The sequence below is a fragment of the Isoptericola dokdonensis DS-3 genome, from assembly GCF_001636295.1.
Lineage (GTDB): Bacteria > Actinomycetota > Actinomycetes > Actinomycetales > Cellulomonadaceae > Isoptericola > Isoptericola dokdonensis.
The window spans coordinates 163,254-185,544 of record NZ_CP014209.1 but is presented as its reverse complement, the minus strand read 5'-3'; the positions used below and the strand labels follow the sequence as shown (position 1 = coordinate 185,544).

General features: G+C 74.4%; 20 protein-coding genes and 1 tRNA gene. 3 read left to right on the top strand and 18 right to left on the bottom strand.

All coding sequences use genetic code 11. From position 1 onward, the window contains the following. Window positions 1–77: 77 nt before the first annotated feature. The 16 genes from I598_RS00835 to rplU form a co-directional block, all read right to left on the bottom strand. Window positions 78–1,460, bottom strand: coding sequence for an NAD-dependent succinate-semialdehyde dehydrogenase (locus tag I598_RS00835; protein WP_068200427.1), 1,383 nt, complete (start codon window positions 1,458–1,460; stop codon window positions 78–80). Between the two features lie 11 nt (window positions 1,461–1,471). Next, window positions 1,472–2,701 carry an ectoine hydrolase gene (gene doeA, locus I598_RS00830; RefSeq protein WP_068200425.1) on the bottom strand — a complete coding sequence of 410 codons (1,230 nt, stop codon included), beginning with the start codon at window positions 2,699–2,701 and terminating at the stop codon, window positions 1,472–1,474. 18 nt (window positions 2,702–2,719) lie between these two features. Next, the gene (locus I598_RS00825) at window positions 2,720–3,964 is read right to left on the bottom strand and encodes an aspartate aminotransferase family protein (RefSeq protein ID WP_068200422.1); all 1,245 of its coding nucleotides are present in this window, start codon (window positions 3,962–3,964) and stop codon (window positions 2,720–2,722) included. Between the two features lie 90 nt (window positions 3,965–4,054). Further along, window positions 4,055–5,239, bottom strand: coding sequence for an MFS transporter (locus I598_RS00820; protein ID WP_232314222.1), 1,185 nt, complete (start codon window positions 5,237–5,239; stop codon window positions 4,055–4,057). A gap of 142 nt (window positions 5,240–5,381) precedes the next feature. Beyond that, a complete protein-coding gene (locus I598_RS00815; protein ID WP_068200416.1) occupies window positions 5,382–5,828 on the bottom strand; it encodes a cupin domain-containing protein in 447 nt (148 codons plus the stop codon). Window positions 5,829–5,994: 166 nt separating this feature from the next. Further along, window positions 5,995–6,067 (bottom strand) — tRNA-Ala (locus I598_RS00810). A gap of 67 nt (window positions 6,068–6,134) precedes the next feature. Beyond that, a complete protein-coding gene (locus tag I598_RS00805) occupies window positions 6,135–6,821 on the bottom strand; it encodes a histidine phosphatase family protein (RefSeq protein WP_068200412.1) in 687 nt (228 codons plus the stop codon). A 4-nt stretch (window positions 6,822–6,825) separates the two neighbouring features. Next, window positions 6,826–7,269 (bottom strand): ribosome silencing factor, encoded by a 444-nt coding sequence (gene rsfS, locus I598_RS00800; protein ID WP_068200409.1) that lies wholly within the window; start codon window positions 7,267–7,269, stop codon window positions 6,826–6,828. Next, window positions 7,266–8,465 (bottom strand): hypothetical protein, encoded by a 1,200-nt coding sequence (locus tag I598_RS00795; RefSeq protein ID WP_068200405.1) that lies wholly within the window; start codon window positions 8,463–8,465, stop codon window positions 7,266–7,268. Before I598_RS00795 ends, rsfS begins: the two co-directional genes overlap by 4 nt. Further along, window positions 8,458–9,030 (bottom strand): nicotinate-nucleotide adenylyltransferase, encoded by a 573-nt coding sequence (gene nadD, locus I598_RS00790; RefSeq protein WP_068200401.1) that lies wholly within the window; start codon window positions 9,028–9,030, stop codon window positions 8,458–8,460. Before nadD ends, I598_RS00795 begins: the two co-directional genes overlap by 8 nt. A 50-nt stretch (window positions 9,031–9,080) precedes the next feature. Beyond that, window positions 9,081–9,230 (bottom strand): hypothetical protein, encoded by a 150-nt coding sequence (locus I598_RS17785; RefSeq protein WP_198155720.1) that lies wholly within the window; start codon window positions 9,228–9,230, stop codon window positions 9,081–9,083. A gap of 58 nt (window positions 9,231–9,288) precedes the next feature. Continuing rightward, window positions 9,289–10,620, bottom strand: a complete 1,332-nt coding sequence (locus tag I598_RS00785; RefSeq protein WP_083972741.1) for a glutamate-5-semialdehyde dehydrogenase — start codon at window positions 10,618–10,620, stop codon at window positions 9,289–9,291. Window positions 10,621–10,631: 11 nt separating this feature from the next. Then, the gene (proB, locus tag I598_RS00780; RefSeq protein ID WP_068200399.1) at window positions 10,632–11,783 is read right to left on the bottom strand and encodes a glutamate 5-kinase; all 1,152 of its coding nucleotides are present in this window, start codon (window positions 11,781–11,783) and stop codon (window positions 10,632–10,634) included. A gap of 25 nt (window positions 11,784–11,808) precedes the next feature. Further along, a complete protein-coding gene (gene obgE / locus I598_RS00775; RefSeq protein ID WP_068200394.1) occupies window positions 11,809–13,332 on the bottom strand; it encodes a GTPase ObgE in 1,524 nt (507 codons plus the stop codon). Between the two features lie 104 nt (window positions 13,333–13,436). After that, window positions 13,437–13,694, bottom strand: a complete 258-nt coding sequence (rpmA, locus tag I598_RS00770; RefSeq protein WP_068200391.1) for a 50S ribosomal protein L27 — start codon at window positions 13,692–13,694, stop codon at window positions 13,437–13,439. 64 nt (window positions 13,695–13,758) lie between these two features. After that, window positions 13,759–14,067 (bottom strand): 50S ribosomal protein L21, encoded by a 309-nt coding sequence (rplU, locus tag I598_RS00765; RefSeq protein ID WP_068200388.1) that lies wholly within the window; start codon window positions 14,065–14,067, stop codon window positions 13,759–13,761. 257 nt (window positions 14,068–14,324) lie between these two features. Here rplU and I598_RS00760 point away from each other — a divergent pair, with 257 nt between their 5' ends. Together I598_RS00760 and I598_RS00755 are read left to right on the top strand one after the other, a co-directional pair. After that, window positions 14,325–14,909: a protein-L-isoaspartate O-methyltransferase family protein gene (locus I598_RS00760; RefSeq protein ID WP_068200386.1), complete on the top strand. Its 585-nt coding sequence runs from the start codon at window positions 14,325–14,327 to the stop codon at window positions 14,907–14,909. A gap of 168 nt (window positions 14,910–15,077) precedes the next feature. After that, window positions 15,078–16,178, top strand: a complete 1,101-nt coding sequence (locus I598_RS00755) for a fatty acid desaturase family protein (RefSeq protein WP_068200383.1) — start codon at window positions 15,078–15,080, stop codon at window positions 16,176–16,178. Here the strand turns inward: I598_RS00755 and I598_RS00750 are convergent. Together I598_RS00750 and I598_RS00745 are read right to left on the bottom strand one after the other, a co-directional pair. Next, on the bottom strand, window positions 16,172–16,750 hold the full coding sequence (locus tag I598_RS00750; protein WP_068200380.1) for a thymidine kinase: 579 nt from the start codon (window positions 16,748–16,750) through the stop codon (window positions 16,172–16,174). The two genes, I598_RS00755 and I598_RS00750, sit on opposite strands and share 7 nt — an antisense overlap. A gap of 34 nt (window positions 16,751–16,784) precedes the next feature. Further along, window positions 16,785–20,303, bottom strand: coding sequence for an Rne/Rng family ribonuclease (locus I598_RS00745; RefSeq protein WP_068200379.1), 3,519 nt, complete (start codon window positions 20,301–20,303; stop codon window positions 16,785–16,787). Between the two features lie 482 nt (window positions 20,304–20,785). On the opposite strand from I598_RS00745, the gene I598_RS00740 reads away from it, so the two are divergent. Then, the gene (locus I598_RS00740) at window positions 20,786–22,285 is read left to right on the top strand and encodes a cytochrome ubiquinol oxidase subunit I (RefSeq protein WP_068200376.1); all 1,500 of its coding nucleotides are present in this window, start codon (window positions 20,786–20,788) and stop codon (window positions 22,283–22,285) included. Window positions 22,286–22,291: the final 6 nt, after the last annotated feature.

Here is a 22,291-nt window from a genome sequence, read left to right as displayed (position 1 = left end):
CCTAGTGTTCGCCCGCGGTCCGCCGGAAGGCCTCCCGGAGGGCGCGTCGTCCGCTCCGGTCCGTCGCACGGTCGCGGTCAGTCCCGGCGCGGCCCCACCCACACCTGCTGGGCGTTGACGAACTCCCGGATGCCGTGCGGCCCGAGCTCGCGCCCGTACCCGGACCGCTTGACGCCGCCGCTCGGGAGCCGGGGATCGGTCTTGACGATGCCGTTGACCGCGACCTGCCCGGCCATGATCCGGGGCGCGATCGCCTCGCCGCGCTCGGCCGTCGACCAGACGCTCGCCGCGAGCCCGTAGGGCGTCCGGTTGGCCGTCGCGACGGCGTCGTCGGCGTCGGTGGCGGACAGCACGACCATGACCGGTCCGAACGTCTCCTCCCGGCAGGCCGTCATGTCCTCGGTGACGCCGGTCAGGAGGGTGACCGGGTAGAAGAAGCCCGGACCGTCGGGCAGCTCGCCGCCCAGCAGGAGCGTCGCGCCCGCGTCGACCGTCTCGGAGACCTGGCGGTGCAGCTCGCGGCGCAGGTCGTCGCGGGCGATCGGCCCGACCTGGGTGCTCTCGTGAGCCGGGTCCCCCACCACCAGCCGCGCCAGCCGGTCGTGCAGCCGCTCCACGAGGTCGTCGTGGACGGACGCCTCGACGATCACCCGCTTCGCGGCGATGCAGGACTGCCCGGCGTTGATGATCCGGGACAGCGTGATGGTGTCCGCCGCCGCGTCGAGGTCGGCGTCCGCGAGCACGACGCACGGGTCCGACCCGCCCAGCTCCAGCACGGTCGGCTTGATCTCGGCGGCCGCCACGCTCGCCACCGCCGAGCCGCCCCGGGCCGACCCGGTGAACGAGACCGCGTCGATGCGGGGGTCCCGGATCACCGCGGCGACGTCGGCCGTCTCCACCGGAAGGTCCGCGAACGCCCCGGCCGGTGCGCCACGCGCCGCGAGGGCGTCCGCGACGACCTCGGCGATCGCGTGCGCGCACCCCGGCACGTGTGGGTCGTGCTTCATGACGCACGTGTTGCCCGCCATGAGCGCGGGAGCCGCGAACCGGGACCACAGCCACAGCGGTGCGTTCCAGGGCAGCACGCCGAGCACGGTGCCGAGCGGGAGGTGCTGGACGTAGCTGCGGGTCGCGTCCGAGGCGATGGTCTCCGGCGCGAGGTAAGCGGCGCCGTGCTCGGCGTAGTGCTCGAAGCACCAGGCGGCCTTGGCCACCTCGGCCCGCGCCTCGGTCACCGGCTTGCCCATCTCCTGCGTCATGAGGGCCGCGAGCGGCTCGGTGCGCTCGCGCAGCAGCTCCGCCACGGCCTGCAGCACCGCGCCGCGCCCGTCGAGCCCGAGGTCCCACCAGGCGGAACGGGCCCGTTCGGCGGCGGCCAGCACCGCCTCCACCCGGTCGGGTCCCGCCGCCTCCGCCTCGCGGACGACGACGCCCGTCGTCGGGTCGGTCGCGATCAGCATCCGTGCTCCTCTCAGGCGACCTCGGGCTCGGGCCGCAGCGGTGTCGGGTCCGGCACGGGCGCCGACGACGCGGCGTGCTCCGGCTTGCACGTGAAGTCCTGGTCCAGGGTGAAGAACGACTCGCAGCCGCGGGCCGTGACGTGGACCGTGTCGGAGATCCCGACGGTCTTGTCCCCGTCCACGCCCCACATCCACGGGATGATGTGGAACGTCATCCCCTCGCGCAGGATCGCCGGGTTGCCCTGGTTGAGGCTGGCGATGTAGCCCTCGTCCCAGCTCGGCGGGAACGCGATCCCGATCGAGTAGCCCGACCGGGTGATGAGGCGGGCGCCCACCCCGTTGTCCGTGATGATGCTGCGCACGATGTTGTCGGCGTCGGACACCGTCAGGCCGGGCCGGATCGCCGCCTCCACCTCGCGCAGTGCCAGCTTCATGCGCTCCTGCGCGACGGCCATCGACGGCGACAGCTCGTCGAGCACCACCGTGCGCATCATCGCCGTGTGATAGCGGCGGAAGCAGCCCCCCACCTCGAGGAACACGTGCTCGCCCGGCTGCACCACCCGGCCCTCCCAGGTGGCGTGCCCGATCATCGTGCGCGGCCCGGACGTCACGTACGGCATGACCGCGGGGAACTCCCCGCCCGCCCGGAACATCGCCGCGCTGATCTCCGCGGCGACGTCGTTCTCCGTCACCCCGGCGGCGCACGCCTCGATCCCGGCACGCATGCCGACCTCGGTCGCCCGGGCGGCCCGGCGCATGACCTCGATCTCGTGCTCCGACTTGCAGATCCGCCCCTCCTCGACGATGCCGAAGCAGTCGACGAGCCGGCCGTCCGTGAGCGCGGTGTGGACGTAGTCCTGGTGGTAGGCCGGGAAGTAGTAGCTGTTGCGCTCGTACCCGATGTCCTTGGTGTGCAGCCCGAACTCGCGCAGCGCGTGCACGAGCCCCTGGATGGCGTCGCCGGTGTCCGGGTAGGGGCGGGTCAGCTCCACCCAGGTGCGGGCGTGGACGTTCGACTCCTCCATCGCGCGGGTGATCATGAACGGCTCGTCGCTCAGCGGCACCACGAGCGCCTGGAAGAAGGAGTACCCGGTCGTCTGGTAGTCGGTGAGGTACATGAGGTTCTCCGGGTCGCTGATGACCACCGCGTCGAGCAGGCGGTCGGCCATACGGCCGCGCAGCTCGGCGAGACGGCGCTCGTACTCGGAGAACGGGAAGGTCATGTCGTCGCGCTGGCGCACGGTGGTCTCCCGTCGGGGTCAGGCGGTGCGTCGCACCGCGGCGGCGAGGACGTCGAGCCCCTCGGCCAGGTCGTCGTCGTCGATGGTCAGCGGGGGGACGAGCTTGAGCACCCGGCCGCCCGTGCCGCAGGGGCCCACGAGCAGCCCCGCCTCGAAGCAGGCCGCCGCGACGGCCTTCGCCAGCGCGCCGTCGCCGACGTCGAGGCCCTGGATCATGCCGCGTCCGCGGACCTCGTAGCCCGCGCCGACGTCGGCGGCGAGGTCCGTCAGCGCGGCGGCCATCCGCTCGCCGCGGGCCCGCACGCGGGACATCAGCTCGTCGTCGTCGAAGTACGTCAGCGCCACACGGCCCGCCACGAAGCTCAGGCCCTGGCCGCGGAACGTGCCCGTGTGCTCACCGGGCGACCAGTGCGCGTCGAGCTCGGGCCGGACGAGGTTCATCGCGAGCGGCGTGCCGTACCCGCCGATCCCCTTGGCGAGGCACACGACGTCGGGGTCCAGCCCCATGCCGTCGAAGCTGAAGTAGGAGCCGGTACGCCCGCAGCCCACCTGGATCTCGTCGACGACGAACAGCGCGCCGACGTCGCGGGCGAGGTCGCGCACGGCGCGCAGCCACCCCGCGCTCGCCACGTTGACCCCGCCCTCGGCCTGGATCACCTCGACGACGAACGCCGCCGGCGGCGCCATCCCGCTCGACGGGTCGGCGAGCAGGGCCCGGAGCTGGTCCAGCGCGGCCGTGCCGCCCCCGGGCGCCGTCTCGAACGGCACCCGCAGCACGTGGTCCAGCGGCACCCCTGCGGCGGCGCGGAAGTAGTCGTTGCCGGTCAGGGCGAGCGACCCCAGCGTCATGCCGTGGAACCCGTGCGTGAACGCGACGACGTCGGGCCGTCCCGTGACCTTGCGCGCCAGCTTGAGGGCCGCCTCCACGGCGTTGGTCCCCGTGGGGCCGGTGAACTGCATCCGCACGTCCATGCCGCGCGGCTCGAGGACGGTCGCGGCGAACTTCTCCAGGAAGTCACGCTTGGTCGTGGTGGCCATGTCCAGGCTGTGCGCCACGCCGTCGGCCTCGAGGAACTCGATCATGGCCCGCTTCATGCGCGGGTCGTTGTGCCCGAAGTTCAGCACCCCCGCACCGGCGAAGAAGTCGAGGAAACTTCGTCCCTGCTCGTCCACCTGCCGCGCCCCCGACGCGCTGGCGAACACCGTCGGAAAGGCCCGGCTGTAGCTGCGGACCTCGGACTCCCACCTCTCGAACGCCTCCATCGCCCACAACTACGTGGCCCCGGTCACACCTGTCAAGGCGGGGAGGTCCCCCGGGCGTGTCCGCACCGGACGTCCCCTGGCGCACCGGCGTCAAAGACGAGGGCGACGACGCAGGTTCGCCAGCGGCGAGTACCGGGGCACCCACCGGGCGAGGGCGGCGGCCGACCCGGCGCCGAGCACGGCGGTCGCCCAGACGCCCGCGGCGAGGGAGCCGAGCGCGGCGCCGCCCGCCAGCACGAGCGGGCCGACGGCGTCCCCCGTGTCCTGGAACAGGCGCCACACCGACAGGAACGTCGGGCGCGTGGCGGCCGGGGCGACGTCCGCCCCGAGCGTCATGACGATCCCCGAGCCCATCCCGTTGCCGACGCCCAGCACCGCCGCGGCCACCGCCGCCCCGGCGACGGTGTGCATGAACGGCAGGATCGCCAGCCCCACCGCCATGACGAGCATCGACGGCACCGCCACCCAGAGCCGGCCGAACCGGTCCATCACCTTGCCCGCCGGGTAGAAGAGCAGCATGTCGAGCGCGCCGGACAGCCCGAACAGCAGCGACGTCACCTCCGCGTCGAGGCCCAGGTGCTCGCCCCACAGCGGGATGACCGTCTGCCGGGCGCCGCGGACGGCGGCGACCAGCGCGATCGCCAGCCCCAGGGTCGCGAACAGGTGCCGGTGCTCGCGCGCCACCGCGCGGATCGACACCTTCGTCCCCGGTGCGGCCGCGGGCCGGGCCGCAGCGGCGTCGTCGGCGTCCGGGCCGACCAGCACCAGGATCAGCACGGCCGTCAGCGCCGCGCCCGTGCCGAGCCAGAACGCGCCGCGCACCGACGTCGCGGCGATGACGGCCGCCCCGGCGAACGGTCCGACGAACAGTCCGATGCGGTGCACCCCCGCCAGCGTGGAGAGCACCCGCGCCCGGCGCAGCGGCGGGGTCACCGCCGTGAGGTACGACTGCCGGGCGAGGTTGAACACCGCGTTCGCCGCCCCGAGGGCCAGCACCCCGGCCGCGAGCCCGGCGAGGGTGTCGGTCAGGGCGATCGTCGAGAACGCCGCCGCCGCGACCAGACCGGCGAGCAGCATCGCCGTCCGGTCGCCCCAGCGTTGCGCCAGCGCGCCGGCGGGCAGGTCGAAGAGGATCTTGCCGACACCCAGCAGGGCGGCGACCAGCCCCGCCACCGTCAGCGACGCGCCGCGCCCGGTGGCCGTGGCCGCGACGACCGGCAGCATCGCCCCGATGCCGATCTCCAGCACCAGCGTCGGGGCGAACGCGCCCAGCACGACGCTGCGCAGCGGGAACAGTGGTCCGTGGTCGTGCGCCAGCTCGTCCTCCCGGGTCAGGTGCCGCCCCGAGGGCTCGGGTCCGGTCGTCGCGGCCGACGACCGACGGCTCCGAGGAGCCTACGTGCCGGACGGGCCGGGCTCACGCCCCCTCGAGCGAGACGCCGTGCCGGCGGGTCACCGACCCGATCGCCGCCAGCGCCTGCTCCGGCGGGGCGTCCGGCGGCACGGCCGCCGCGAGGTCGGCGAAGAACCGTCCGGCGCGGTCGCCGGAGGTGACCGCGAGGAACCGGGCCGGCCCCTCGACGACGGCGAACGTGCACGGTGTCCCTGCCGGGAACGTGACAAGACCTCCGGGACGCACGTCGTACGAGGTGCCGTCCACGAGCGCGGTGACGCGGCCCGCCAGGAGGAACAGCACGCCGCTCCACGGCGAGACGTGCGGCGGGGCGGCCGGCGCGGCAGGGGCGATCACCTCGAAGACCTCGAAGGTCCCCGCGGCGTCGTGCACGACGGCCTTCGCGACGTGGTCGCCGTCGATCATGCGGTAGGTCCGGCCCTCCCCGGGCTGGACGTGGACGCTCTCCATGGCTCCTCCTGTGCTCGGTACCACCGAGCGTGCGACGGAGCGCCGCGGGCGGCACGAGTAGTGCGCCACTCGTCCCTGCGCCGTCGGGGCCCGAGCCGCACGGGAGGGGAGGGCCCGGGGACGACGAAGGCCGCCCCTCAAGAGAGGAGCGGCCTTCGACTTCGGGTGGAGCTGAGGGGACTCGAACCCCTGACCCTCTGCATGCCATGCAGATGCGCTACCAGCTGCGCCACAGCCCCGAGAACCGGGCAGAAGCCCGATTCGCGCGTTTCCTCCGGGCTCTCGCCCCTCGGAACGATCGATATCTTAGGCAGACTTCGGCTCAGGTTCCAAATCCGCGTGCGGACCCGCCTGCCAGCGGTCCAGCGGGTATCCGGCACCCACGTTGTGGGCGACGAGCCGCCAGTCCGGGACGGCCCCCGGGGCGGATCGGTGCAGGTGGGACCAGTGCACGTTGTGCACACCGGCGACCCCGCGCCACGTCGAGGCGTCCAGGCCGAGCAGCCCCGTGACCGCCAACGAGATCGCGGCGCCGTGCGAGACCACCACGAGACACGCGTCACCGTCCAGCGCCTCGGCGTGCTCGCGCACCGCGGTGACCATGCGCTCGGCGACCACGGCCTTCGCCTCGGCGCCCACGCCGTCGGGGTCGGCGCCGCGGCGCCACTGCGCGTGCTGCTCCGGCCAGCCCGCGGCGATCTCCTCGCCGGTGAGGCCCTCCCAGTCGCCGAACGACCGTTCGCGCAGCCGCACGTCCGGCTCGACCGGCACGTCCAGCAGCCGGGCGTACGCCCCCGCCGTGTCCGCGGCACGCGTCAGGTCCGAGGACACCACCTTGGCCGCGCGGTGCGAGGCGATCAGCGCGGACGCGCCCTCCTCCGCCTGCCAGCGGCCGACCTCGTCGAGGGGGATGTCGATCTGGCCCTGCAGCCGCAGCGCGGCGTTGTAGGCCGTCCGCCCGTGCCGCAGCAGGACGACGGTGCGAGCGACCACCGGGTCACACGTCCCGGTCGAGGCGGATCGCCCCGTCGTCGGTCGCGCCGCCGAACTCGGCGCGCGCCGCCTCCCCGTCGCCGCCCCGGGCGTCCTCCGGCAGTTCCACGGCGGGGCAGTCCTTCCAAAGCCGCTCCAGCGCGTAGTACACGCGGTCCTCGGCGTGCTGCACGTGCACGACGACGTCGCCGAAGTCGAGCAGCACCCAGCGGGCCTCCGCCTTGCCCTCGCGGCGCAGCAGCTTCGACCCCGCCTTGTGCATCGCCTCCTCGACCGCGTCCACCACGGCGACAACCTGCCGCTCGTTGGTCGCCGAGGCGATGAGGAACACGTCGGTCAGCACCAGCTGCTCGCTGACGTCGAGCGCGATGATCTCCTGCGCCTTGCGGTCCGAGGCAGCCCGGGCCGCCACCACTGCCAGCTCGACGGCACGTTCTGTCGCGGTCATCGTCCGTCCTGTTCCCCGACGGTCGTCCCCACGGACGCCTGCTCGGTCTCGAAGCCCTCGTCGCCCTGCGCCAGCACCAGGTTCCACAGCAGGAGACCCAGCACGAACGCCAGCACGACCAGGATGATGTAGTGCAGCCAGGTGTACGACGGCTCGGCCTCGTCCCAGTCCTCGTCGTCGTCGTCGTGCACCGCCTCGTCGGGCGCGCCGACCGGCCCGGCACCGAACGCCCCGAACGGGGACTCCGGCGCGCCGGCGGGCGGCGGGACCGACGCGGGAGGCTCCGACGCCGCCGCCGGGCCGCCCCACGGCAGGCCGGGCGACACCGTGGTGGGCTGCTCGGCGAACGGGGACGACGACGTGGCGGGCGGCCACGCCGACGGCGCGGGACGCTCGGCCGGGGCAGACGTCGGGAAGGGGCTCGGTGCGGGGCTCCCCGACCCGGACGTCGCGGGGGTCGCGCCGAACGCCGACCGTCGGCCGGGGGCCTCCCCGAACGGGCTCGCGGCGGGTGCCGACCCGGCGGACTCCCCCGCGGACGTCTGCCCGAACGGCGAGCGGGTGCCCGTGCCGGACGACGACGACCCGAAGGGGGACGGCGCCGGCGGTTCCGACGACGGCGCCCCGGACAGCCCCGCGAACGGCGACGCCGGGGCCGACGGGGACGGAGGGGCCGGCGGCGAGTCCTGCGACCCCGCACCCGGCGGCGTGCCGAACGGTGACGACGGCTGTGCGGCGGAGGCGCGCGTGCTCGTCCGGCGCGGCGGTGCGGCACCGGGCGTCGCCGGGCCGGCGGACGGACCGCCGGCCGGGGGGCCGGACGGGCGGTCGGTGGCCGTCGAAGGAGAGACGGTGCGCGGCCCGTCGTCGCCGGTCGGGGCCTGCACCGGCGTGAGGCGACCCGTCTGGTCGACGCTGCGCATGCCGCCCGACGCGGACGGCGGCCGGACGGTCGGCGCCTGCGGCGCGGACGCGGCCGACTGCTCCCGCAACGACCGGCGCGACGGCGGCGGCGGGGCGGACCGCGGGTCGGGCGCCGACGCGTACGTCGGGCCGCCGAAGGCCGCCGGACCGGCGCCGGGGACCGGCGCGGGTGCCGGGGCGGGCGACGCCTGGGCAGCGGCGGCCTCGGCCGCGGCGCGCTCGCGCTCGCGGATCTCCCGCCGGGTCAGGGGCCGGGAACTGTTGTCACTCATCAAGACCTCGATACAGACCGTGCTTGGCGATGTACTGGACGACGCCGTCGGGGACCAGGTACCAGACAGGTTCACCGGCGGCCGCGCGGCGGCGGCAGTCGGTGGAGGAGATGGCGAGGGCCGGGACCTCCAGCGTCGTCACCGCACCGGGCGGGAGCCCGTCGACGGTGAGCTGGTGGCCCGGCCGCGTCACCGCCACGAAGTGCGCCATCTGCCAGAGCTCGGCGGAGTCCTTCCAGCCGAGGAGCTGGGCGATGGCGTCCGCACCGGTGATGAAGTACAGGTCGGCGTCCGGCCGCTCGGCGCGCAGGTCGCGCAGCGTGTCCACCGTGTACGTGAGCCCGGGGCGGTCGATGTCCACGCGACTGACGGTGAACCGCGGGTTCGACGCCGTGGCGATCACCGTCATGAGGTACCGGTGCTCGGCCGGGGAGACGCGGGTGGACTGCTTGAAGCTCGGCTTGCCGGTCGGGACGAAGACGACCTCGTCCAGCTCGAGCAGCGCGGCGGCCTCGCTCGCCGCCACCAGGTGCCCGTGGTGGACGGGGTCGAACGTCCCCCCCATGACCCCGACGCGGGGACGACGCTGGTCGTTCACGGGACCCCCGGGGGTGGTCAGTGCTTGTTGTTCGCGTGGCGGAAGGCGTACGTCGCGAGCAGCGCGACGACGAAGCCTCCGAAGGCGAGCACCCCGAGCAGGAGGGGGCTGATGGCCGACGCGTGCTCGGCGGCTTCCTCGGCGACCAGGACTGCGGTGTGCACCACGGGGGACTCCTTCGGGGTGTCTGGTTCAGAACGGTGGACAGTCTCTCACGGCACCGTGTCAGGGCCGCACGTGCCCGTCGCCGTGCACGACCCACTTGGTGGTGGTGAGCTCCGCCAGGCCCATGGGCCCGCGGGCGTGCAGCTTCTGGGTGGAGATCCCGATCTCCGCGCCCAGGCCGAGCTCGCCGCCGTCGGTGAACCGCGTCGAGGCGTTGACCATCACCGCCGCCGAGTCCACCTCCGCCACGAACCGGTCGGCCGAGCCGAGGTCCCGCGTGACGATCGCCTCGGTGTGACCCGAGCTCCAGGTGCGGATGTGCGCCACGGCCTCGTCGAGCGAGTCCACGACCCGCACCGCGAGCTCGAGGGCGAGGTACTCGGTCGCCCAGTCGTCGTCGGTCGCCGGGACCACCTCGACGCTCTCGGGCGCCCGCGCGACCGTCGAGGCGTCGCCGTGCAGCGTGACCCCCGCCCCGCCGAGCGCGGCCAGCGCCGCCGGGAGGAAGGCGTCGGCCGCGTCGCGGTGCACGAGCAGGGTCTCGGCGGCGTTGCACACGCCCACCCGCTGCGTCTTGGCGTTCATGACGATCTCGACGGCGGTGGCGACGTCGGCCGTGGCGTCGACGTAGACGTGCACGTTGCCGGTGCCGGTCTCGATGACGGGCACCGTGGACTGCTCCACGACCGTGCGGATGAGGTCGGCGCCCCCGCGCGGGACGAGCAGGTCGACGAGCCCGCGGGCACGCATGAGGGCGACGCCCCCGGCGCGACCGTGCCCGTCGATGGACTGCACGAGGTCGGCGGGCAGGCCGAGGTCGGTCAGCGCGCGGCGCATCACCTCGACGATCACCGTGTTCGACGATGCCGCGGCGCTGCCGCCGCGCAGGATCACCGCGTTGCCGGACTTCAGCGCGAGCCCGGCGGCGTCGACCGTCACGTTGGGCCGCGCCTCGTAGATCATGCCGACCACGCCCATCGGGACGCGCAGCTGGCGGACGCGCAGCCCGTTGGGCAGCGTCTGGCCGCGCACGACCTCGCCCACCGGGTCGGGCAGGGCGGCGAGCGAGCGCAGGGCGTCGGCGATCGCCGCGACCCGCGCGTCGGTGAGCGCCAGGCGGTCCAGCAGACCCTCGCTCATGCCGCTCGTGCGACCGCGCTCCAGGTCGACCGCGTTGGCCTCGACGATCTCGCCGGACGACGCCACCAGCGCGTCGGCCAGCGCGTGCAGGGCCGCGTCCTTCGTCGCCCGGGTGGCCGTCGCCAGCACGCGCGAGGCGACCTGCGCGCGGCGGGCCACGTCGCGCACGGCGGTCTCGACGTCCGGCTCCGGCCCCGGTCGCCCGCCGTCGTGCGTCGCGGCGGGCTGGGACTCGGACGTCGTGGTGGTCATGGACGCCAACACTACGACGCCGAGGCGGACGACGACAGGCCCGTCCGTCCGTCGAGCACCAGGTCGTCGCGGTGGATCACCTCGCGGTCGTAGCCCTCCCCCAGGTCGTCGCGCAGGTCGAACGTGGACCGGCCCAGCAGCCCCGGCAGCTCGGTGGCGTCGTAGGCGACCAGGCCGCGGGCGACCACGCCCCCGTCCGGCGCGACGAGCTCGACGGGGTCCCCCGCGTCGAACGAGCCCTCCACGCGCGTGATCCCGGCGGGCAGCAGCGAGGCGCGCCCGCCGAGCACCGCCCGCGTCGCGCCGTCGTCGAGGTGCAGGCGCCCCTCGGTGCGGGCCGCGTGCGCGATCCACAGCCGGCGTGCCGTCGTGCGGCCCTGCGCCGTGAAGAAGGTGCCGACGTCCTCGCCCGCCAGCGCGGCCCGCACGTTCCGCGCCGCGGTGAGCACCACCGGGACGCCGGCGGAGGTCGCGATGCGCACCGACTCCAGCTTGGTCACCATGCCGCCCGTGCCCACCGAGCTGCCCCGGGCGGTGACCTCGACCCCGGCGACGTCCGCGAGGTCCGTCACGAGCGGGATGCGCCGCGCGCCGGGGCGGCTGGGCGGGGCGTCGTGCAGGCCGTCGACGTCGGTGAGCAGCACCATCGCGTCGGCGCGCACGAGGTGCGAGACGAGGGCGGCGAGCCGGTCGTTGTCGCCGAACCGGAGCTCGTCGACCGTCACGGCGTCGTTCTCGTTGACGACCGGCACGACGCCGAGCGCGAGGAGCTTGTCCAGGGAGCGCTGCGCGTTGCGGTAGCGCGCCCGGCGCACGGTGTCCTCCGCGGTGAGCAGCGCCTGCCCGACCCCGATGCCGTGCTCGGCGAACGCCTCGGTGTACCGGGCGACGAGCTGGCCCTGCCCGAGCATCGCGCAGGCCTGGACGGTGGCGAGGTCCTTGGGCCGCGAGACGAGGCCCGCGGGGCCGATCCCGGCGGCGACCGCGCCGGAGGTGACGAGCACGACCTCGCCACCCGCGCGGCGGCGCTCCGCCAGCACGTCCACGAGCGCCCGCAGCGCCACGACGTCCAGGTGCCCGTCCGGTCGCGTCAGCGACGAGGAACCGATCTTGACGACGACGCGGCGCGCGGCGGGCAGGACGGAGCGGGGCGAGGTGTTCACGTGCCCATCATCGCCGGTCGGCGGGTCAGTCGTCGGAGGGGTCCGCCCAGTGACCGGCGCTGCGCTCGGTCCAGAGCTCCTCGCGCGCGGCCGTCTTGGCGTCCATGCGCTCGGTGTACTCCTTGCGCTTCTCCCCGCGGGTCGGACGAGCGGTCTCCTCCAGGCGCAGGTCGGTGCCGCGCGCACCGAGCAGCTCGACGCCGGCGGCCATCGTCGGCTCCCAGTCGAACACCACGGCGTCGGTCTCGGTGCCGATGCGCACCTCGTCACCTGCCACCGCGCCGGTCTTGAGCAGGCGGTCCTCGACGCCGAGCTTCGCGAGCCGGTCGGCGAGGAAGCCGACGGCCTCGTCGTTGTTGAAGTCGGTCTGACGGACCCAGCGCCGCGGCTTGGCGCCCTGCACGAGGAAGTACACGTCGCCGGTGGAGCCGTCGGTGCGGCGCTCGACGGTGAACCCGGAGTCGTCGACGGCGCGCGGTCGCAGCACGACGCGGGCCGGCTCGGGCGCGGGCGCCGCGGCGCGCGCCTGCTCGACCAGCTCGGCCAGCGCGAACGTCAGCGGCCGCAGGCCCTCGTGCGACGCGGTCGAGATCTCGAAGACCCTCAGCCCGCGCGCCTCGAGGTCGGGGCGCACCAGCTCGGCGAGCTCGCGCGCCTCGGGCACGTCGATCTTGTTCAGCACGACCAGGCGGGGCCGCTCCGTGAGCGGCACGCGACCGCCGGAGATCCCGAGGTCGCCGGAGTAGGCGGCGAGCTCGGCCTCGAGCGCGTCGAGGTCGCTCAGCGGGTCCCGGCCCGGCTCCAGCGTGGCGCAGTCCAGCACGTGCACCAGCACGGCGGTCCGCTCGATGTGGCGCAGGAACTCCAGCCCGAGCCCGCGGCCCTCGCTGGCGCCCGGGATGAGACCCGGCACGTCGGCGATCGTGTAGCGGGTGTCGCCCGCCTGCACGACGCCGAGGTTCGGCACGAGCGTGGTGAACGGGTAGTCGGCGATCTTGGGCCGCGCCGCGGACACCGTGGCGATCAGCGAGGACTTGCCCGCGCTGGGGAACCCGACGAGCGCGACGTCCGCGATCGACTTCAGCTCGAGGACGACGTCGCGCTCCTCGCCCGGCTCGCCGAGCAGCGCGAAGCCGGGGGCCTTGCGCTTCGGGGAGGCGAGCGCCTTGTTGCCGAGGCCGCCGCGGCCGCCCTGCGCGACGACGAACTGGGTACCGGCGCCCACGAGGTCGGCGAGCACCTCGCCGTCGCGGTCCTTGACCACGGTGCCGTCCGGCACCCGCAGGACGAGGTCGCCGCCCTTGGCGCCGTCCCGCTCGTCGCCCATGCCCTGCCCGCCCTTGGGGGCGCGGCGGTGCGGCGAGTGGTGGTACTCGAGCAGGGTGGTCGCCTGCGGGTCGACGACCAGCACGACGCTGCCGCCGTCCCCGCCGTCCCCGCCGTCGGGGCCCGCGAGGGGCTTGAACTTCTCGCGGCGGATGGAGGCGACACCGTGCCCGCCGTCACCACCGGCGGCGTGCAGGACGACGCGGTCGACGAAGCTGGCCATGGACTGATCCTCTCAAGGACGGCGGACCGGGAACAGCGCGAGGGGCGCACCGCAGCAACGGTGCGCCCCTCGTGCCCCCGGAAGGGGGAAGTGCGTGCGGAGGCTCAGGCCTCGACGGTGACGATGTCGACGACCTTGCGGCCACGACGCGTCGCGAAGGCGACCGAGCCGGCCTGCAGCGCGAACAGCGTGTCGTCGCCACCGCGGCCGACGTTCTCGCCCGGGTGGAAGTGGGTGCCGCGCTGGCGGACGAGGATCTCGCCGGCGTTGACGACCTGGCCGGCGTAGCGCTTCACGCCGAGCGACTTGGCGTTCGAGTCGCGACCGTTGCGCGAGGAGCTCGCGCCCTTCTTGTGTGCCATGACGGGCCTGCTTTCTGGGAGGTACGAAGAATGGGAGACCACGCGGGCCGGGGCCCGCGGGAGATCACTTGATGCCGGTGACCTTGAGGCGGGTCAGCTGCTGGCGGTGACCCTGGCGCTTGCGGTAGCCGGTCTTGTTCTTGTACTTCTGGATGGAGATCTTCGGGCCCTTCACGTCCTTGACGATCTCGGCCGTGACCTTCACCTTCGCGAGCGCGGCCGCGTCGGTGGTCACCTTCTCCCCGTCCACGAGCAGGATCGCGGGCAGCTCGACGGAGTCGCCGGCCGCACCCTGGATGCGGTCCATGACGACGATGTCGCCGACCGACACCTTCTCCTGACGGCCGCCGGTCTTGACGATCGCGTACACCATGTTGTGCTCATCTCTCCTGGTCTTGGCGTGCTCGCCCGACGTCGGTCACCGGCTTGGTCTGGGACTCGGCCCGCCGCGGCGGTCGAGTGCGGTGCGCCGAGGGCACACGGGACAGGCGCACCGAGGGCGCGCCGACGCAACACTTTACGCGACCGCGCCGCCCGGGACAACCACGACGGCGGGCACCCGGGCGTGATCTGGCGCACGGCCCGGACGTCGCCCGGCGGGCGCCCGGACCTCGGCGCACGATGGGACGGATGACCGCACCCCTGCCCGACGACGAGGTCGCCCGCGCGATGGCCGCCGTCGACCGCCGCCGCTTCCTGCCCTGGGCGCAGCGCGGCCACGCCGCCGAGGACAGGCCGCTGGCCATCGGCCACGGGCAGACCTGCTCCCAGCCGGCGACCGTCGCCGCCATGCTGCGCCTCCTCGACGTCCCGCCCGGCGCCGCGGTGCTGGACGTCGGCGCGGGCTCGGGCTGGACCACCGTGCTGCTCGCCCACCTCACCGGACCCGGCGGGTCGGTGCTCGGCCTCGAGCGGGTTCCCGAGCTCGCCGCGTGGGGGGCGGCGAACGTCGCCCGCGCCGGGGTGCCGTGGGCGCGGCTGCGCCCTGCCGGTCACGGCGTGCTCGGCGCGCCCCGCGCCGGGGGCTGGCCGCGCGTGCTGGTGTCCGCCTCCCCCGACGTCCTGCCCGGCGCGCTCGTCGACCAGGTGGCCCCCGGAGGCCGGATGGTGGTGCCCGTCGGCGGCACGATGCTGGTCGTCGCGCGCGACGTCGCCGGGTCCGTGCAGGTCACCGAGCACGGCGAGTACCGGTTCGTGCCCCTCGTCGAGGACTGACCCGGGGCGGGCGCGCCGGCGCACCCGCCCCGGACGACCTCCGCGAGACCTTCACCTCCCCCCGTGGGCCCCACAACCTACGGTCCCGTAGGCTCGGGCGAAACCGGGCGACCCCGCCCTGGTCACCACGGCGACTGCGAAGTCGACACGACATCCGAGCGAGGTCGAATGCCCCACTCCACGACGTCCACCCTCGAGGCGCCCGCCCCGGCCGAACAGCCCGGCGCACGCCACACCGGCAGCTACGCCCAGCTCTCCCGGGAGGTCCGCGACGCCGGCCTGCTGCGGCGGGCACACGGCTACTACCTCGCGGCAGGCATCGTCATCGCCGCGGGGATCGGCGGGGTCGTCACCGGCATGGTCCTGCTCGGCGACTCCTGGCTCCAGCTGCTCATGGCCGCGGCGCTCGGGATCCTGCTGACGCAGGTCGCTTTCCTCACCCACGAGGCCGCGCACCGCCAGGTCTTCGCGACCGGGCCCGTCAACGACGCGGTGGGGCGCTGGCTCGCGAACGCCGTCGTGGGGATCAGCTACTCGTGGTGGATGACCAAGCACTCCCGGCACCACGCCAACCCGAACCAGGTCGGCAAGGACCCGGACATCGCGCCGGACACGATCCGGTTCACCGAGGAGTCCGCCGCCGAGGTCCGTGGCCCGATGCGGCACCTGGTCCGTCGGCAGGGCTGGCTGTTCTTCCCGCTCCTCACGCTCGAGGGGCTCAACCTGCACGTCGTCTCCGTGCGGTCGCTGCTGACCGGCGACCCGGCGACGGCGCGCACGCGCCGGCGCGAGCTGATCGTCATCGCCGCCCGGCTCACCGCCTGGGTCGCCCTGCTCGTCTGGATCTTCCCCCTCGGCCTCGCCGCGGCGTTCCTCGGCGTGCAGCTCGCCGTGTTCGGCGTCTACATGGGCGCGTCGTTCGCGCCCAACCACAAGGGGATGGCCCTCGTGGCCCCCGGCACCAAGCTCGACTTCCTGTCCAAGCAGGTCCTCACCTCCCGCAACATCACCGGCGGCTGGTTCATGGACGTGCTCATGGGCGGCCTCAACCACCAGGTCGAGCACCACCTGTTCCCCAGCATGCCGCGCCCCCACCTCGGCCGCGCCCGGGTGCTGGTCCGCGAGCACTGCGCCCGCCACGGCGTGCCCTACACCGAGACCAGCCTCCTGGCGTCCTACGCGATCGTGGTGCGGCACCTCAACCAGGTCGGGCTCGCCGCCCGCGACCCGTTCGACTGCCCGATGCGGCGCGAGCTGCGCGGCTACTGACGCCCGGGAGACCGGTGGGCGCGGCAGCGCGCCTCGTAGGTCTCCGCGCCACCGACGTGGGTCGGGCTCGCGACCCTCGGGTCGCCGTCGTCCGGGACCAGCCGCACGTGGTACGCCGCGTCGCGGCCGCAGACGACGCAGACCGCGGTGAGCCGCGTGACGGACTCCGCCAGCGCCATGAGGCTCGGCAGGGGTTCGAAGGGCTGACCGTCGAAGGTGACGGTCAGCCCGGCGACCACGACGTCCAGCCCGTCGTCGGCGAGCCCCTGGACGACGTCGACCAGGGCTGGTCCGAAGAACTGCGCCTCGTCCACGGCGACCAGCGTCAGGCCCGCCGTCACCAGCGGGACGATCGCCGCGGCGTCGGCGACGCTCACGGAGTCCACGCCCAGACCGGAGTGGGTCGCGACCCGTCCGGCGCCGCTGCGCACGTCCAGGTCGTGCGCCACGACCAGCGTGCCGCGCCCGGCGATGCGGGCGCGCTCCACCCGCCGCACGAGCTCGGTGGACTTGCCGGCGAACATCGGTCCGCCGATCACCGCCAGCCGACCGGGGGCTCGACCGTCGTCCATGCGGACAGTCAAGCACCCCGGCCGGCGGCGGGCCTCACGGGGTGGCGGTCAGCGCCTGATCCGTGTCATCAGCCTGCTCAGGAGACCCTTCGGCGCCGGCTCCTTTGGGTGCGGGCGCCACGGCGGGCTCGGCGTCCTCGGCCGGCGCGTCCTGCGCCTGGTCCGACGTCGGCTCCTCCGTCGTGGCCGCCTCGGCCCCGGGGGCCGTGGCGGCGGCGTCGGCCACCTCGGCCGGCGACCCGGTCGACCCGGCGGCGTCCTCGACGGGCGCCGCGGACGCGGCGTCGTCCTCCTGGCCGTGCTCGTGGGCGTGCGCCGCCGCGGCGGCGATCGTGGCGAGCGTGGCCTTGACGGCCTTGCGCGCCTCCGACTCGTCCTCGGGCAGCTTCGGGACCTCGCCGTGCGGCTGCTCGTCGGCACGGCCGCCGCGCTTGCGGCGCGACGACGACCGCTTGGCCTCGGGCTCGGCCGCGGCCGGGGCGCCGGTGCTGCCACCGCGCTCGATCGGCTCGTCGTGCACGATGAAGCCGCGTCCCTTGCAGTGCTCGCAGGTGGAGGAGAACGCCTCCACCAGGCCCTGGCCGACCCGCTTGCGGGTCATCTGCACGAGCCCGAGCGACGTGACCTCGGCGACCTGGTGCTTCGTGCGGTCCCGCCCGAGGCACTCGACGAGCCGGCGCAGCACGAGGTCCCGGTTCGACTCCAGCACCATGTCGACGAAGTCGATGACGATGATGCCGCCGATGTCCCGCAGCCGGAGCTGACGGACGATCTCCTCGGCCGCCTCCAGGTTGTTGCGGGTCACCGTCTCCTCGAGCGTGCCGCCCGAGCCGGTGAACTTGCCGGTGTTGACGTCGACGACCGTCATCGCCTCGGTGCGGTCGATGACCAGCGAGCCGCCCGACGGCAGCCAGACCTTGCGGTCCATGCCCTTGGCGAGCTGCTCGTCGATGCGGTGCCGGGCGAACACGTCGCCGGACTCGACGAACCGGGTGACCCGCTCGCGCAGGTCGGGGGCGAGCTCGGCCACGTACGACGAGATCTCCGACCAGGCGTTCTCGCCCTGGACGACCAGCGAGCTGAAGTCGTCGTTGAAGATGTCGCGCACGACGCGGATCGCCATGTCCGGCTCGCCCTGCAGCAGCGCCGGGGCGCTCGTGGACGACTTCTCCGCCTTGGCGGAGATCGCCTGCCACTGCGACTGCAGCCGCTCGACGTCGGCACGCAACTCCTCCTCCGAGGCGCCCTCCGCCGCGGTGCGCACGATGACGCCCGCGCCGTCGGGGACGACGTCGCGCAGGATCTTCTTCAGCCGGCTGCGCTCGGTGTCGGGGAGCTTGCGCGAGATGCCGGTCATGCCGCCGCCGGGGACGAGCACGAGGTAGCGCCCCGCGAGGGTGACCTGCGACGTGAGGCGGGCACCCTTGTGCCCGATGGGGTCCTTGGTGACCTGGACGAGCACGGAGTCGCCCGACTTCAGGGCCTCCTCGATGCGGCGGGGCTGCCCCTCGACGCCCGCGGCGTCCCAGTTGACCTCACCCGCGTACAGCACGGCGTTGCGGCCCTTGCCGACGTCGACGAAGGCGGCCTCCATCGACGGCAGGACGTTCTGCACCCGGCCGAGGTAGACGTTGCCGACCATCGAGGCCTGCGCCTGCTGGGAGACGTAGTGCTCGACGAGCACGCCGTCCTCGAGCACGGCGATCTGCGTGCGCCCGCCCTGCTCGCGCACGATCATCGACCGGTTGACGGCCTCGCGCCGGGCGAGGAACTCCGCCTCGGTGATGATCTGCCGGCGACGGCCGTGGTCGCGACCCTCCCGCCGGCGCTGACGCTTCGCCTCGAGGCGGGTCGACCCCTTGAGCGCGGCGATCTCGTCGTCGACGCGCGGGGTACGCGCCTCGCGCTCGGCGGTCCGGCCACCACGACGACGGCGGCGACGACGACGGCTCGACGACGACCCCTCGTCGTCACCCTCGGCGTCCGCGTCGTCGACGGGACCGGTGCCGGCCCCCTCGTCCTCGACAGCGGTCGTGCCGGTGTCGGACTCCTGGTCGTCGACGGGCTCGTCGGCCGAGGCGTCGGACTCGTCGTCGTCCGCCCCGTCGTGGCCGTCGTCCGTCGCGTCGTCCTCGGGACGGCGGCCGCTACGGCGGCCCCGGCCCCCGCGACGACGACGCCGGCGCGGACGGATCTCCGTCTCCTCGCCGTCGTCCAGGAAGTCCGCCGGCCCGAGCTCGACCAGCTCGACGCCCTCGGCGGCCAGCTCGGACTCGATCTCCGCGATCTCGCCCACCGCGGCCTCGTCGGCCTCGGTGAGGTCGAGGGACTGCGCGTCCTGCGTCTCGACCTCGACGGCGGCCTCGGCGGGCGCGGCGGCCTCCTTGCTCGGGTCCGGGGCGACCGTGCCCTCGCTCGGGTCCGGGGCGACGGTGTCCTCGGGGGTGACGGCGGGCGCCTGCTCGCGAGCCGGCTCCGCCGACGCCCGGCGGGACCTTCCGGAGGACTTCGCGCCGGTCTTCGCACCGGCCTTCGTCCCCGTCTTCGCGGCGGACTTCTCGGCGGGCTGCGCGTCGGGCGCCTCGGTCGCGGACCCGGCCGTGCTGACGCCGGCGAAGGTGGGCGCGGCGGCCTCGGCGGCCCGGCCCGGGGCACGGCGCCGCGTCCGGGGCGCCGAGAGGTCCGGCGCCTGGAACAGCAGCGCGGTCGTGGCCAGGCGCGGGGTACCCGCGGGCTGCTCGTCGGGCGCCGGTACGTCACCGCGCCGCGTGCCACCCTGCTTCTTCTCCCGGGCGGCGGAACCGCGCGGGGCGCGCCCGGAGCGGGTCGGCGCCTCCTGCGCGGCGGGCGCCTGCTCGGCGGCGTCCTCGACGGCCGGTGCGTCCGCGGCCGGGGTCTCGGCGGGCGCCGCCGGGACCTCGGCGGCCTTCGTGGCGGCGCCGGTCCCGCGCGAGGCGCGGCGGCGCTTCGTCGGCGCCTCCTGGGCCGGGGCCTCCTGCGCCGGTGCGGCGGCCTTCTCGGCCGGCTCGACGTCGGCGGCGGCGGCGCGCTTGCGACCGCGCGCCGGGGCCTTGGCGGCGGGGGTGGCGGGTCCCGCGGGCAGCACGATGTCGTCCAGGCTCAGGGTGGACGAGGTCGCCGCGCCGGGGTCGGTGGCGACGGGCAGGTCCAGGGCGACCGCGGGGGCCGCGGACTCCTCGGCGGGCTCCGCGACGGCGGGCTCCTCGGCGGCCGGCGCGGTGACCGGCGTGGCAGCGGCGGGGGCCTCGGGGGCGGTCGGCGTGCCGGCGTCTGCGGGAGCGGCCCCGGTCGTCGACCGGGTGGCGCGGCGCGAACGACGCGCGGGCTTCTCCACGGGGGTCTCGACGGCGGGGGCCTCGGTCGCCGCCGGCACGGGGGTCGGCTCGGGCGTCGGCTCGGCGGCCGGCGTGGCGGGGACGACGATCGGCGCGGGGGTCGGCTGCGGCGCGGCGGCGGCGCGGGTCGCACGGCGGCGCGGTGCGCGGCGTGCGGGCGTCGTGCTGTCGTTCTGCTCGGGGGTCTCGGACGTCACGGAAGTGCTCCTGCTCCACGGGAGCCCACCCACACCTGCGGGCCGCCGCGGCGGTCGTCGTCGGTCGGCGGCACCGCTGAGGAGCCGCCCGGACGGAAGTCTCGGTCTCGGCCTGGGCCCCGTGGTCTTCGCTGACGCCGCGCGACCGGTCCCTTCGCGCCCGGTCGCGGCACCGCGTGCGGACGCAGGGGCCGCAAGCTCGCCGGCTGCCAGGGGATGTGGTGCCCCGGCAACCTTCGGTCCAGTATCGCACCTTCCGCCACCCGGGGCCGCGCGGCCGGGACGGCGGCGTGGCGTGCACCACATCCGGGCCCACCGGGTTGACATTGTGAACGTCTTCACGAATGGTTCGTGAAAGTCTTCACAACCGCCGGGCCGGGAGATCCGCTCCACCGTGCGGACCTGCGACGACGGACCTACCGTCGAACCACAGGCCCCGGCCCGCCGGCCCCGCCGTGACGGCACGCACCGAAGGAGTCCCCGTGGACGCACTCGAACTGGCCCGGTGGCAGTTCGCCATCACCACCGTCTACCACTTCATCTTCGTGCCGCTGACCATCGGGCTCGCCCCGATCGTCGCGGGCATGCAGACGGCCTGGGTCGTCACGAAGAAGGACCACTGGCTGCGTCTGACCAAGTTCTTCGGCAAGCTCCTGCTCATCAACTTCGCCCTCGGCGTCGTCACCGGCATCTGGCAGGAGTTCCAGTTCGGGATGGCCTGGAGCGAGTACTCGCGGTTCGTGGGCGACGTGTTCGGCGCCCCGCTCGCCATGGAGGCCCTCGCCGCGTTCTTCGTGGAGTCCGTGTTCCTCGGTGTGTGGATCTTCGGCTGGGACCGCGTGTCCAAGAAGGTCCACCTGGCGTCCATCTGGCTCTTCGCGCTGGCGACCAGCCTGTCCGCCTTCTTCATCCTGGCCGCCAACTCGTGGATGCAGCACCCCGTCGGCACCGTCTACAACCCCGAGACCGGGCGCGCCGAGATGGAGTCGATCTGGGCCGTGCTCACCAACAACACCCTGCTGGCGGCCTTCCCGCACACCATCACCGCCGCGTTCCTCACCGCCGGGACGTTCGTCACCGGCATCGCGACCTGGTGGATGGTCCGGCTCGTGCGCACCAAGGTCCCCGAGAACGTCGAGAAGGCACGCACCGTGTACCGGCCCGCGATCCTCGTCGGCGTGTGGGTCATGATCTTCGCCGGGATCGGCGTCGGCCTCTCCGGCGACGTCCAGGGCAAGCTCATGTACGAGCAGCAGCCCGGCAAGATGTCGTCCGCCGAGGCCCTCTGCGAGGGCACCGAGTCCGCCGAGTTCTCCATCCTCGCCATCGGCCCCCTCCAGGCGGGCTGCGAGGACGTCAACCACGTCCTGTCCGTGCCCGGTCTCACCAGCTACCTCGGCACCGGGCACTTCTCCGGCGAGGAGTCCTACCTGCCCGGCGTCTACGACGTCCAGCGGGAGTACACCGAGCGCTACGGCGATCTCACGGTCGACGGCGAGCCCGTCACCTACACCCCGCCGCTCGCCGTCACCTACTGGTCGTTCCGCCTCATGATCGGGCTCGCCGCCTTCTCCGTGGCCCTGGCGGCCGCCGCCCTGTGGTTCACCCGCAAGGGGCGCGTCAGCGACAACGTCTGGCTCTCCCGCCTGGGGCTGCTGGCCATCCCCATGCCGTTCCTCGCCTGCTCCTTCGGCTGGATCTTCACCGAGGTCGGCCGCCAGCCGTGGGTCGTGGCCCCCAACCCGACGGGCATCGACCAGGTGCGGCTCCTCACCGACCGCGGGGTCTCCACGGCCGTGCCACCGGGCGTCATCCTCACCTCGATGATCGTGCTCACCCTCGTCTACGCCGTCCTCGCCGTCGTCTGGTTCCGGCTCATGCACCGGTACGCGATCGAGGGGGTCCCCGACGTCGCGCGCGACGAGTCGCCCGAGGCGCAGGACCCCGACGAGACCGACCGCCCCCTGTCCTTCGCGTACTGAGCGCCG